12 protein-coding genes are annotated in these 12,293 nt (G+C 76.4%); 7 read left to right on the forward strand and 5 right to left on the reverse strand.

Annotated elements, in window-relative coordinates; translation table 11 throughout:
- Window positions 1-438: 438 nt before the first annotated feature.
- The 3 genes from DMH08_RS35220 (at window position 439) to DMH08_RS35230 (ending at window position 2,810) form a co-directional block, all read left to right on the forward strand.
- Window positions 439-1,386 (forward strand): zinc-binding dehydrogenase, encoded by a 948-nt coding sequence (locus DMH08_RS35220; protein ID WP_026401370.1) that lies wholly within the window; start codon window positions 439-441, stop codon window positions 1,384-1,386.
- Window positions 1,383-2,261: an LLM class flavin-dependent oxidoreductase gene (locus tag DMH08_RS35225; RefSeq protein WP_125620434.1), complete on the forward strand. Its 879-nt coding sequence runs from the start codon at window positions 1,383-1,385 to the stop codon at window positions 2,259-2,261. The genes DMH08_RS35220 and DMH08_RS35225 overlap by 4 nt, the downstream gene beginning before the upstream one ends.
- Before the next feature lie 96 nt (window positions 2,262-2,357).
- Window positions 2,358-2,810, forward strand: a complete 453-nt coding sequence (locus DMH08_RS35230; protein ID WP_125620436.1) for a MaoC/PaaZ C-terminal domain-containing protein — start codon at window positions 2,358-2,360, stop codon at window positions 2,808-2,810.
- Window positions 2,811-2,812: 2 nt separating this feature from the next.
- Here the strand turns inward: DMH08_RS35230 and DMH08_RS35235 are convergent, their stop codons facing one another.
- Together DMH08_RS35235 and DMH08_RS35240 are read right to left on the reverse strand one after the other, a co-directional pair.
- Window positions 2,813-4,459: a serine/threonine-protein kinase gene (locus DMH08_RS35235; protein WP_158642446.1), complete on the reverse strand. Its 1,647-nt coding sequence runs from the start codon at window positions 4,457-4,459 to the stop codon at window positions 2,813-2,815.
- A 59-nt stretch (window positions 4,460-4,518) separates the two neighbouring features.
- The gene (locus DMH08_RS35240) at window positions 4,519-5,049 is read right to left on the reverse strand and encodes an NADAR family protein (protein WP_125620440.1); all 531 of its coding nucleotides are present in this window, start codon (window positions 5,047-5,049) and stop codon (window positions 4,519-4,521) included.
- Between the two features lie 88 nt (window positions 5,050-5,137).
- Between DMH08_RS35240 and DMH08_RS42125 the strand changes: the two genes are divergently transcribed.
- Window positions 5,138-7,276 (forward strand): TNT domain-containing protein, encoded by a 2,139-nt coding sequence (locus tag DMH08_RS42125; protein WP_233618007.1) that lies wholly within the window; start codon window positions 5,138-5,140, stop codon window positions 7,274-7,276.
- Here DMH08_RS42125 and DMH08_RS35250 read toward each other — a convergent pair.
- Window positions 7,273-7,908 (reverse strand): hypothetical protein, encoded by a 636-nt coding sequence (locus DMH08_RS35250; RefSeq protein WP_125620442.1) that lies wholly within the window; start codon window positions 7,906-7,908, stop codon window positions 7,273-7,275. The two genes, DMH08_RS42125 and DMH08_RS35250, sit on opposite strands and share 4 nt — an antisense overlap.
- A 30-nt stretch (window positions 7,909-7,938) precedes the next feature.
- The gene (locus DMH08_RS35255) at window positions 7,939-8,745 is read right to left on the reverse strand and encodes a class I SAM-dependent methyltransferase (RefSeq protein ID WP_026401365.1); all 807 of its coding nucleotides are present in this window, start codon (window positions 8,743-8,745) and stop codon (window positions 7,939-7,941) included.
- Between the two features lie 104 nt (window positions 8,746-8,849).
- Here DMH08_RS35255 and DMH08_RS35260 point away from each other — a divergent pair, with 104 nt between their 5' ends.
- Together DMH08_RS35260 and DMH08_RS35265 are read left to right on the forward strand one after the other, a co-directional pair.
- Window positions 8,850-9,179: a hypothetical protein gene (locus DMH08_RS35260; RefSeq protein WP_026401364.1), complete on the forward strand. Its 330-nt coding sequence runs from the start codon at window positions 8,850-8,852 to the stop codon at window positions 9,177-9,179.
- Window positions 9,180-9,224: 45 nt separating this feature from the next.
- Window positions 9,225-10,094 carry a crotonase/enoyl-CoA hydratase family protein gene (locus DMH08_RS35265; protein ID WP_125620444.1) on the forward strand — a complete coding sequence of 290 codons (870 nt, stop codon included), beginning with the start codon at window positions 9,225-9,227 and terminating at the stop codon, window positions 10,092-10,094.
- A 45-nt stretch (window positions 10,095-10,139) separates the two neighbouring features.
- Here the strand turns inward: DMH08_RS35265 and DMH08_RS35270 are convergent, their stop codons facing one another.
- Window positions 10,140-10,739: an RNA polymerase sigma factor gene (locus tag DMH08_RS35270; RefSeq protein ID WP_125620446.1), complete on the reverse strand. Its 600-nt coding sequence runs from the start codon at window positions 10,737-10,739 to the stop codon at window positions 10,140-10,142.
- A gap of 690 nt (window positions 10,740-11,429) precedes the next feature.
- On the opposite strand from DMH08_RS35270, the gene DMH08_RS35275 reads away from it, so the two are divergent.
- Window positions 11,430-12,245, forward strand: coding sequence for a polysaccharide deacetylase family protein (locus tag DMH08_RS35275; RefSeq protein WP_125620448.1), 816 nt, complete (start codon window positions 11,430-11,432; stop codon window positions 12,243-12,245).
- Window positions 12,246-12,293: the final 48 nt, after the last annotated feature.

A 12,293-nucleotide genomic window follows, 5' to 3' on the forward strand; every position in this document is an offset into this window, starting at 1 on the left:
GCGGACGCGGGGCCGGTGGCGAAGGTGCCGGTCGGGTCGAGGTCGCCGCCGGAGGTGCCGGACGTTCCGCAGCCCGCGAGCACGAGGACGAGCGCGGTCGCGCACGCGGACGACGTGCGCGCCGTCGGCGCCGGGGCCGCACGGCGGACCGTCCGGGCGGGGGAACGTACCAACGGGGCGCGCATCGCCATCCCTGTTCGTCGTCCGGCAGCGGGGCGGAGTACGGCGAAAGCTTACAGATGCGGCCGGGGGCGGAAAAGGGATTCGTCAGCCCTGCGTCCCCCGTGTGGCGGGAGTGGTCGGTAGGGGCAGGCGACGGGGGCGTGACCTCACGACGGGTTCCTCCTTCGCCGGTGCGCGGGCTTGAGGTCAAGTCTGGTTGAGGTTGCATGCTGCCCGTGTTGTGCGGTTTTCGGCAGTGCGGCCAGCGGAGGCGGTATGCGTGCGGTGTGGTTGACGGAGTTCGGCGGGCCGGAGGTGCTCGTTGCGGGTGAGGCGCCCGATCCGGTGCCGGGGGACGGGCAGGCGCTCGTCGAGGTCGAGTTCGCGAACATCACGTTCGTGGAGACGCAGATGCGGGCGGGCGGTCCGTCCCCGTTCGGCGCGGAGCCGCCCGTGGTCCCCGGGAACGGGGTCGGGGGGATCGTGACGGCGGTCGGGGCGGGCGCCGATCCCGCGCTGGTCGGACGGCGCGTGGTGAGCGCCACGGGCGGGTCCGGCGGCTACGCCGAGCTGGCGGCCGTGGACGCGGCGGGGGTGTTCGAGGTGCCGGACGGGCTGGGCCTGGACGACGCGGTCGCGCTGCTGGCGGACGGCCGCACGGCCGCGATGCTGCTGCGCGCCGCCCCGCCGCGTCCCGGCGAGCGCGTCCTGGTCGAGGCGGCGGCCGGGGGTGTCGGCACGCTTCTCGTGCAGCTCGCGAAGGCGGCGGGGGCGGTCGTCGTCGCGGCGGTCGGCGGGCCGCGCAAGGCGGACGTCGCGCGCCGGGTCGGCGCCGACGAGGTGGTCGACTACCGCGAGCCCGGCTGGACGGCGGGCGCCGGCGCGGTCGGTGTCGTGTTCGACGGCGTCGGCGGCGGCATCGCCCGGGAGGCGTTCACGCTCTTGGGCGACGGCGGACGGATGGTGTCGTTCGGCCTCGCGAGCGGCGAGTGGGCCGGTATCGCGGAGGAGGACGCCGCCGCGCGCGGCGTGACGCTCGTTGAGCTCGCGCCGACGCCGGAGGAGGTGCGGGCGTGCACCGAGAGGGTCCTCGCCGACGCGGCGCGCGGTGCGGTGCGTCCGCTGATCGGGCGGCGCTTCCCCTTGGCGGACGCGGCGGGCGCGCACGCGGCGATCGAGTCGCGCGGGACCGTCGGCAAGACGCTGCTGGAGGTGCGGCGATGAAGATCGGGCTGAACCTGCCGAGCCACGGCGTCGACACGTCCGCGACGGTCGCCGGGCACGCCCGGCACGCGGAGGACGCCGGGTTCGAGTCGGTGTGGGTCGGCGACCACCTGATCCCCGCCGGGCGGCCGTTCCTGGACGCGACGCTCGTCCTGGCCGCCGTCGCGGCCGTGACGCGGCGGGTCCGCGTCGGCTTCGGCGTCATGGTGCTGCCGCTGCGGGAGCCGGCCTGGGCGGCGAAGCAGATCGCGAGCCTGCAGCACCTGTCGGACGGGCGGGTGCTGCTGGGCGTCGGCAGCGGCGGGCCGGTGCACGGCGACGCGGCGTTCCGCGCGGTCGGGGTCCCGTTCGCCGAGCGCGGACGGCGCACCGACGCGGCCCTCGAAGTCCTGCCGGGCCTCGTGGAGGGGAAGCCGACCCTGGTGGACGGCGCGGAGGTGACGCTGTCGCCGGGGGCGCCGATGCCGCCCATGCTGATCGGCGCGGGGCCCGAGCGGCGGGTCGCCCGCTTCGCCGACGAGTGGTATCCGGCGTTCTCGACGCCCGCCGAGGTGGCCGCGGGCCTGGAGGGCATCGCGGCGCTGGCCGCCGAGTACGGACGGCCCGTGCCGAAGGTGACGGTCGGCCTCAGCTTCGGCCTGGGGGACGTGCCCGCGCCGGAGATCGATGCGCAGGTGCGGGGGCTGACCGAGTACGGGATGAGCGAGGAGGCCGCGCGCGAGAGCCTGCTCACCGGCGGCCCCGCGCGGGCGGCCGAGCGCCTCGCGGAGCTGGCGGAGGCCGGCGTGCACCGGGTCATCGGGATGCCGTTCCCTGCCGACCGCCGCCGGCAGGCGGACCTGCTGGCCGAAGCCGCCCGCCTGGCCGGGGGCTGAGCGGGCCGCGGGGGCGCCCGCACCGCGCACCGCGTCCCGCGCGATGATCGTGCTTCACGGCCCGCACGCGGGCCCCGCACGGAAGGGCGTCCCCCTGTGGCCATCTCGCTCGCGGAGCTTCCCGGCCTGGTCGGCCGGGAGCTCTTCTGCTCGGAGTGGGTCCGTCTCGACGCCGCGGACGAGGAGGCGTTCGGGCACGCGACGCTGCTGCGCGAGGAGTTCCTCGGCCGCTCCCCGTCCGGCAGGGATCCGGACGGGGAGCGGCCGGTCTCCGGTTTCCTGCTGCTGTCGATGCTCGTGGCGTTCCACAAGCGCGAACTGGATTTCGGCGGCGCGTCCGGCTTGAACTACGGCGTCGACCGGGTGCGGTTCCTGAGTCCGGTGCGGAGCGGCCGCCGGGTCCGGGTGCGCGCGACGCTGACGGACGTCCGGGAGAAGGGGCCGGGGCGCACGCGCGTCCTGACCCGGAACGTCCTGGAGGCCGAGGGCGCCGACGCGCCCGCGATGGTCGCCGACTGGATCGCCTTCTTCGTCGAGGAGGGCGCCTGAGCTCAGCAGGGCGGCCATGTCCCCTCGGACGTCCGGCAGAGCGGTTCGCCGTCGGCGTTGTAGTGGATGTTCGGCGAGTACTTGGCCGCGCCGAGCTGCGGGTCGGTCGTTCCGTCGGGGTCCGCCATCGCCCAGGCGGCGCCCTGGAAGGAGACCCCTTCGAGGCCGGACACCGAGCACTGGCCCATGTCGCTCCACCATGAGCCCCGGGGCGCCAGGCTGATCCCTCGCCAGGGGGACGAGCGCTGCGGGCAGCTCTTCGTCGCACCGTCGTGGTACTTGACCAGCGCGACCACGGTCACCTGCTCGGCGCCCGTGTTCTTGACCTGCATCCCGAAGGTCGCGGACGCGCCGGCGACGTTCAGGCGCGTGCACACCCGCACCTGGAGCGGTGACCCCTGGACGGCCGACCGCCACGAGCCGCAGTGAAGGTCGGGGCCCGAGAAGGGCCGGCTCGGTGTCGTGCCGGTTGTACGCCGGGCGGACGGTCCGGTCTTGTTCGGCCCCGGCGGGTCCGACTTCGCCGCCGGAGCGGTCTTCCCTGACCGCTTCGGTGACGGCGAGGGCGACGTGGCGGCGGGCGAGGGGGCGGCGGCGTTCGCGGGGGCGGTCTCGGCCGGGTCCTCCGAGGCGCTCGGCGGTTCCCCGCCCGTCAGGGCCGGGGCGACCGCGTACGCGGCGCCCGCGATCACCGCGACGGCCGCCGCTGCCGCCGCGATCCGGCGGCCCGGCTTCCGGGGGGCCGCCGGTGCCGCGGTCCGCTCGGTCGCGGCGTCGTCCGGACGCGCCGTGTCCTCCGGGGCGCGGGGGTGCCGGACGGGGCCGGGGAGGTCCCGGAGGCGTTCGGCGACCTGGTGCGCGGTGGGACGCCGCGCGGGGTCCTTGTGCAGGCAGGCCCGGACGACCTCGGCGAGCGACGGTTCGAGGCCGGTCAGGTCGGGCTCCTCGTGCAGGACCGCGTGCATGACCGTCGCGACGCTCGTCCCGCCGAACGCCTTGCGGCCGAGGGCCGCGAAGAGGACCGTGGCGCCCCACGCGAACATGTCGGCCTCGGGCCCGGCCCGCTCGCCGCGCAGGTGCTCGGGGGCGGTGTAGCCGGGGGTGCCGATCACGGCGCTGCCGTGGGACTGGCTGAGGTCGAGCGCGCGGGCGATGCCGAAGTCGATGACGACCGGGCCGTCCGGGCCGAGCAGGACGTTCGCGGGCTTGAAGTCGCGGTGGACGACGCCCGCGCGGTGGATCGCGGCCAGTGCGGTGACGGTGTTGTGGGCGAGGCGTTCGAGCGCGGCGCCGGCGCGGGGCCCGCGGCGGGCCACCGAGTCCTGCAGGGACGGGCCGTCGATGAACTCGCTGACGATGTAGGGCCGGCCGTCCTCGACGCCCGTGCGGAGCACCTGCGCGGTGCAGAACGCCGCGACCCGCTTGGTGGTCTCGACCTCGTCGAGGAACCGGCGCCGGGCGGCCTCGTCGACGATGAGGTGCTCGTGCAGGAGCTTGACCGCGGTCCGGCGGCCGTCGTCGCCGACGCCCCGGTAGACGGTGCCCTGCCCGCCGGACCCGAGGCGCCCCTCCAGCCGGTACGGGCCGATGGCCACGGGATCGGACGGCCGCAGCGGCGCCGTCCCGGGCGCGAGATCGTCACTGGACAACGCCGTGTTCCTCATCGTCTCGATGCGTGCGGCCGCAGGGCCGGACCCTCGAAATGATCTTAAGGTCGGGCGAGGGCGTCGCGGGCTTCCATCAGCGCGAAGCCGAGCAGGTTGGTGCCCTTCCACCGGGACGGCCGCCGCGCGTCGGGGTGGTGCTCGTCGAGCCCGATGCCCCAGACGACGTCCTCCGGGCTGGCCTCCACCAGGGCCTTGCCGCGGGTGGACGCCAGGTACTCGCGCAGGTGCTCGTGGGCGGCGAACTTCGCCACGCTGCCGCGGACGACGATGCCGTACCGGTGCGCGGCCCACGTCTCCTCGTCGAAGCCGCGCACCTCGCGCCCGATGCTCTTCGCGATCGCGGGGGACGGGTTCGCGAGGATGCGGGACTCGGCCCGCCGGTCGCCGAACAGGCGGGCCTTCTCGGCCATCATGTAGTGCTCGGCGGTGGCGTACTCGACGCCGTCGATCGTGAACGGGGCGTGGAGCCACTGGCTGAGCTGCCCCTTCGGCCGGGGGCCGCCCCAGAACAGCACGAACTCCGGGAGCTCCCCGCGGGTTTCCAGCTCGAGCAGCTCTTCCATGGTCATCATGCGTCCGAGCCTGCCGAAGGCCGCGGGGGGTCGCAATCCGGTAATCCTGGCTAATCTTCGTGGAGAGAAGATCGAGGGGGATTGCCCGGTGGCGCAGCAGCAGGATCGCATCGCGGAGCTGGAGGGACGGGTCGTCCGGCTGGTGCGGGACCTGGCGCCGCCCGGGTGGCGCCGCATCGACCTGCACTGCCTCGCGACGATCGCGGTGAGCGACGTGGCGCTGACCGTGCTGACCGGCGACGGCAAGACGGTGACGCCCGCCGACGGCGTCCCGGAGGAGCTGACCGGCGCGCTGCTGGACCTGCGTCGCGCCCACTACCTGTCCGAGCAGGGGACCTGGTTCTCGATGACGCTGATCGTCGAGCCCGAGGGCGCGCGGCCCCTCTACAACTACGACTTCGACCCGGAGTGGGATCCGCCGATCCCGGTGGACTGCTGGCGGCGCGACCAGATCGTCATGCCGCGCGAGGGCGTGCACATGCCGGCGTGGCTGGCGGCCCGGCTGGACGACCGCGAGCCGTCCGGCGACGACGGCGCGCCCGCCGCCGGGCCGCTGAACCCGATGGAGCAGATGGAGCTGCTGTCGGGGCCGCTGAGCGTGCTCGTCGCCGACAAGGCGCCGCCGCTGTGGCAGAAGGTGTTCGGCTACTACCAGGCGGCCGGCGGGCACGTCGAGTTCCCGCCGATGATGTGCTACAAGGCCGACGGGACGATGTCGACGTGGGCGCCGCCCGCCGCCGCGGCGCGCGTCCTGGACCGGCTCCGCGCCGGGACGCACGGGTTCCAGGGGTCCACCTGGTCGCGGATCGACTTCGAGGTCCTGTACGAGGACGGCGGCGTGCGGTGCCGGGCGTCGTTCACGTTCGACGACGAGCCGCAGTGGAACGCCGCGCCGTCCGCCGACGACGTCCGGCGGGAGCTCGAGCGGTTCCCGCGCGAGGACGTCCCGGAGTGGATGGCGCGGCTGCTCGGGCCCGCGCCCGCCCCCGCGACGGTGGTCGCCGCGCCGGAGGAGCCGGAGCGGCGCGCGCCCGGCGGGCTGCGGCGCGCCCGCATCTTCGACCGGGTCGACCCGGAGGACGGGCGCCCCGCGGTGTCCCGCCCGTTGGTGCCGCCGCAGGAGGCCGGGCCGCTCGCCGAGTACCTGCGCGGCGCGCCGCTGGTGATGGCCGCCCGCTCCCACGCCCCGGACCGCCTCGACCCGTCGCGCGGCGACCGCGTCCCGCTGACCTTCCACACCGACGGGACGTGGGTGTGGTCGGGCGCGGTCGGCTACTACCTGCGGGAGCACGGGGTGCCGCCGGAGCCCGACCTGGTCGCGCACGCCCGCGCGCAGGGGTTCCGGGTGCCGCCGGTGGACGACGACGCGATGGATGCGGCGGGCGCGTCGGTCACCGGCCGCGACACCGGGCAGAGCCCCCGGACGGTCGTGGAGTCGCCGGGGCCGCGCCCCGGCGACACCGCGCCGTACGCGCCGTTCGGCGCGGACGGCGGGACGGGCGAGCGGTCCGCGCCGCCGCGCACGACCGTCGAGCCCGCGGACGTCCGGTCCGCGCCGCCGCGCACGACCGTCGAGCCGGCGGACGTCCGGCCCGCGCCGCGCACGACCGTGGAGCCCGCCGGCGCCCGGCCCGCTCCGGCGCCCGGCCCGGGGACGCGCGTCGAGGAGGAGTGGGCGGTCACGCTCCGGTCCCGCCTGGACGACCTGGGCGTCGACCCCGGCGAGTACCGCATCCGCGGCGACGCGGACGGCGCCTGGTGCCTGCGCTACGACGGCGGCCGCTGGGCGGTGTACCGGACGGACGGCGGCGAGCGGCAGGGCGCGGCGGCGTTCGACGATCCGGCGCAGGCCGCCGCGTACCTGCTGGGCAGCCTGCTGATGGCGCCGCGCCGCGCCGGGCCGATCGACCCGCTGGACGGGGAGCCGCCGCTGACGCTGCTGCGCGACCGGCACCGCACGCGGCTGGCCGCCGGCACCGAGGTCGACCGGTACGGCCCGCCCAGCGGCAACATGACGTACGCGGCGCGGACCCCGTTCGCGCGGCGGTCGCTGCCGCCCGACTGGGAGCGGCGGCCGTACCACGTCTACCGGCTGCGGCGCCCGCTGGAGGCGCTGACGGGGACGGCCGTGCCGTGGTTCGACCAGCCGGGCGGCGGCACCGCCTACCTGTTCGCGCGGCCGGTCTCGGCGCTGCTCGCGGACGGCGCGCTCATCGAGATCACCTAGCGTCCGATCGCGGAGACGAGGTCGAGGCCGAGGACCAGGTCGAGGTGGACGATCGTCTCGAGCTTCGCGCCCGGCGGGACGTCCGGGTCCGCGGCGAGCCGTTCGAGGACGGCGAGCGCGCGCGGGCCGTCGAGGTCGTCGGCGAGGGCGTCCTCGGCCTCGGCGGCGTAGCCGCGGTGCAGGGGGCGGCCGGGGGCGGTGGCCCAGTCGGCGACGCGCGACCGCCAGCGGGCGAGGTCGTCGCGGGCGCGGGCGACGTCGACGAGCACCGGGTCGCGGTAGCGGGCCCGCAGCAGGGCGAACCGGACGGCGAGCGGGTCGCCGGGCACGCGCCCGTCGGAGAACACGACGAGCGAGAACCCGGGCGCGGGCGTCGGGCCGATCAGCAGCGCCCCCTCGGGCGCGGCGTCGGCGACCTCGAAGTCGGGGACGCGCAGGTCGTCGAACGTGCAGCCGTCCGGCGCGACGGCCGGGGCCCGCGTGACCCGGGCGGGGCGGCGGCCCCGCTCGGCGAGCCGGCGCAGCAGGTCGGCGGTGACGAGGGCGCGCGCCCCGCCGCCGTGCAGGTGGATCCGCAGCGGGCCGGGCGGCAGGTCCTCCACCCGTCCGGTGCGGTGGTCGTAGAGCCGCATGATCACACTCTACGTTCGTGCTCGCCCAGGTCAGAGGGGCGGGTCGGTCGGCAGCGGGCCGCCGGGGATGTGCGGGGCGCCGTCCGGCTTGCGGACGGCCGCGAACCGGAGCCGCACGTAGTCGGCGACCCAGCCGGACTCGCGGCGCAGCGCGGGCGCGGCGAGGTCGTTGACGCGGGTGAGCAGCGGTTCGACCAGCTCGGGCGGGACGGTGTCGAGGGCGCGGCCCGCGTAGGCGCGGATCCAGTCGGCGGCGCCGTCGGGGCCCTCGACCATCCGGGTGGGGCGGTCGGCGTGCTCCAGCAGCCGCAGCGTGAACCCGGCGTCCTCCAGCTTGGACGCGTACTCGGCGGGGCTCGGGAAGTACCAGGGCAGTTCGGGCTCGCCGAGCCCGAACACGCGCCACGCCGTCTGCATCGCGGCGACGAGCTCGGCGCAGTTGCCCGCGCCGCCCAGTTCGCCGACGAACCGCCCGCCGGGCCGCAGCGCGGCGTGCACCTGCCCGATCACGGCGTCCGGGTCGCGGGTCATCCAGTGCAGGGCCGCGTTGGACGCGACCGCGTCGAACGACTCGCCGACGGTGAAGTCGTGCGCGTCCCCGACGATGAACGCCAGGCCGGGGTGCATGGCGGCGGCCTGCGCGACCATCTCGGGGCTGCCGTCGATGCCGAGCACCTCGGCGCCCCGCTCGGCGATCTCCGCGCTGAACATGCCGGTGCCGCACCCGAGGTCGATGATCCGCTCGCCGGGCTGCGGGTCGAGCAGGTCCACCAGGGGCGCGCCGTGCGCGGAGACGTACCCGAAGGCGGAGTCGTACGTCGTCACGGCCCAGTTCACATGTAACAAAATATCGGACAAAGGCTTGCTTACATGGTCGGTTGGGGAGTGCGGACGGCCGGGCGTGACCCGTCTCACGCCCGCGCGCCCCGTACGGTTCGTGCATGAGCGAGGTCCGCATCACCGGCGCCGAGGGGCCTGACGGCCTGTCGCTGCGCACCGTCGGCCTGTCCGTCCGGGGCCGTCCCGAACTCACCGTCTCCGGCCTTCCGCCCTACCTTGGGCACGGCTGGGCGCGCGTCCTCGGCGCGCTCGCCGTACGGGTCGCGGCGGCCCCCGAGGTCCCCGCGGAGGTGGAGCTGGCGCCGGACGTCGTCGTCCGGCTGCGTCCCGCGGGCGGCGCGCTCACGCCCGTCCCGCCCGCGCCCGATAGGGACCCGGACGAGTGGCGCCGCGAGGTCGTCGTCGCGCTGTTCCCGGAGGCGGACGCCTGACCGGCCGCCTCTAGAATCGCGTTCTAAACGAGAGAGGGGTCGCGAGTGCCGTACGAAGAGATCGAGTACGAGGTCGCGGACGGGATCGCCACGATCACCCTGAACCGTCCCGACCACATGAACGCCTACACGTTCACGATGCGCAACGAGATGCTCGACGCGTTCGACCGGATCGACGCCGACGACGCCGTCCGCGCGGTCGTGGTGACGGGCGCGGGCCGGGCGTTCTGCGCGGGCGCCGACCTCAGCACCGGCGGCGGCACGTTCGACCAGGAGCGGTCGAAGGAGATGTTCGCCGGGGACGACCTCCTCGAGGACGGCACCCCCCGCGACGGCGGCGGCACCGTCGCGCTGCGCATCGCCCGCTGCCTCAAGCCCGTCATCGGCGCGTTCAACGGCGCCGCCGTCGGCGTCGGCGTCACGATGACGCTGCCCATGGACGTCCGCCTCGCCTGCGAGAAGGCCAAGTTCGGGTTCGTGTTCGCCCGCCGCGGCATCGTCACCGAGGCCGCGTCGAGCTGGTTCCTGCCCCGCGTCGTCGGCATCTCGCAGGCGATGGAGTGGGCCGCGACCGGGCGCGTCTTCGGTGCCGACGAGGCCCTCGCCGGACGCCTCGTGTCGCGCGTCCTCCCGGCGGACGAGCTGCTGCCCGCGGCGTACGCGCTCGCCCGCGAGATCGCCGAGAACACCTCGGCGGTCTCCGTCGCCGCGATCCGCCGGCTGATGTGGTCCGGCCTCTCCGCGCCGTCGCCGTGGGACGCGCACGTCGCCGACTCCCGCCTGATGGCCGCCCTCGGCGGCGCGGGCGACGCCGCCGAGGGCGTCACGTCCTTCCTGGAGAAGCGCCCCGCCGAGTTCCCGCTGAAGGTCACCCGGGACCTCCCGCCCGAGGTCCCCGACTGGCCCGTCCGCTGACGCCGCCCCGCCGCCGCCCGCCCGCACGGGCGGGCGGCGGCGGGGTCACGGCCGCACGCCCGGCTCGTCGACGATGGCCGCCGCCTCCAGCGCCTGGTCGCCGAACACCGTCCCGGCGGGGATCGGGTCCCGTGGCGGACACGCCGCGAGCAGCAGCACCTCCCGGTCGCCCGCGGACAGCCCCGCCAGCGCCCGCGCGAGCCGCCGCGACGCCGCCGACGCGCTCACCCGCTCGTCCACCCGCTCCGTCGCCGTGTCCGCGACCGGGTCGACGCCCGTCCGGGCGAGCGCGCGCAGCTTCCGCGTCTCCGACCGGCGGTGCTTGCCGACCAGGTTCGCGGCGATCCCGTAGAGCCAGGGACGCGCGTCCGGGCGGGCCGTGTCGTAGCGGTTCCGCTGCCGGAACGCCGCCAGGAACGTCTCGGCGACGATGTCCTCGGCGGCCTGCTCGCCGAGCCGCCGCCGGACGTACCGGTGGACGGCCGGCGCGTGCCGGTCGTACAGCTCCGCGAACGCCTCCGGCTCGCTGCGCGACCGCTCGACGATCCGCCCGTCGGCGAGCGCGGCCGCTCCGTCCTCGGGCGGGGCGGGGGGCGGGGCGCCGCCCGGCGGCGGCTCCCGGGTGCCCCGGGGGATGTGGATCATGCGGCTCCGTTCGCTGCGGTCGCCGTGCGAGTCGTCGCGCGGTCGCCGGTCTTCACCCGCGGGGCCGCGAGGAGTTCACGGGGACGCCACCGCCGCGACCTTCCGCCGACGCCGTTCGTGCAGGATCATCGAGACCCGCCCCGTCCGTCGGAGGAGCTCCCGTGGTGGGCCCGATCCTGGCGATCGTCGCACTGGCGGTCTTCGCCGTGCCGCTCGTCCTGATGCTGTACTTCGCGGCCAGGTACGCCGCCGACCTGGTCCCGCGCAGGGAGCGGGACGACCGGCCGCGCGGGGCGCGGCCCGCCCCGCGCCCGTCCCCGCGAGCGCCCGGCGCCGGCGCCCCCGGGCGGCCGCCGCGCGGCGGACGGACGGCGCGCGCCCTTCGGCCACGCGTCCGGCTGCCGCCTGTGCGGGCACTCGAGGATCCACCACGAACCCCCCGAGCGGGGCGGCTGCACGTGGCGGCGGCCCGGCTGGCGCCACGAGCGCGTGTACCGCGACGACGACTGGGACACCGGCTGGGTCGACGAGCGGCGCTGGCACGACGGCACACCGTGCGGATGCGCCGCGTACGTCGGCTCCGGCGACGACTGACCCGCGCCCGCGGCACCGTCCGCGGGCCGCCGGCCAGGTGTCGAGATCGTCGCGGAGGGTAGTGGGCGGGCGAAGCAACACGATCGGGGGTTCGTGGTGCGGTACCGGAATGTCGCCCTCGTCGCCGGACTGCTGGTCCTGCTCTCCGGCTGCGGCGGCGCCGGACGCCCGGAGGCGGGGCGGGCCGGACGGGACGCGCAGGCCGGGACGGAAGCGCGGTCGCCGGGCCCGGTGCCGCCCCGGCGGATCGACTGCGGGCGGGCGAAGTGCGTCGCGCTGACGTTCGACGACGGCCCCGGGCCGCACACGGCGACGCTGCTCGACACGCTGCGCCGCGCGGGGGCGCGCGCCACGTTCTTCGTGCAGGGGATCCACGTCCCCGAGCATCCGGCCGTCGTCCGGCGGATGGTCGCGGAGGGCCACGAGATCGGCAACCACACGTGGAACCACCCGAACCTGACGACGCTGTCGCGGGACGGCGTCCGGGAGCAGATCCGGCGGACGCAGGACGCCGTGCGGGACGCCGCCGGGGTCGCGCCCGCGATGATGCGGCCCCCGTACCGGGCGGTCGACGCGGCGGTGGCGGAGGCCGCCGGGCTGCCGGTCGTCCTGTGGAGCGTGGACCCGCAGGACTGGCGGCGCGCCGACGTCGCGCGCAAGGTGAAGACCGGCCTGCGGGACTCGGGCCGCGGCGACATCGTGCTCTACCACGACGTGCACGCGTCGACCGTCCAGGCCATGCCGCAGATCGTGGACGGCCTGCAGAAGCGGGGCTTCACGCTCGTGACCGTGTCGGAGCTGTTCGGGGAGGGGCGCCTGAAGGCCGGCGAGGTCTACACCCGGCGCGAACCGGAGGCGACGCCCGTCAGCGCGGACCCGCCCGCCGGGCCGCCGGAGTCGCCCGGCGGGTGAGCCGGGGCGCCGGCCGGGGCGCGGGGCGTCAGTCCGCGTCGCGGGGGC

The organism is Actinomadura sp. WAC 06369 (assembly GCF_003947565.1).
Classification (GTDB): Bacteria; Actinomycetota; Actinomycetes; order Streptosporangiales; family Streptosporangiaceae; genus Spirillospora; species Spirillospora rifamycini.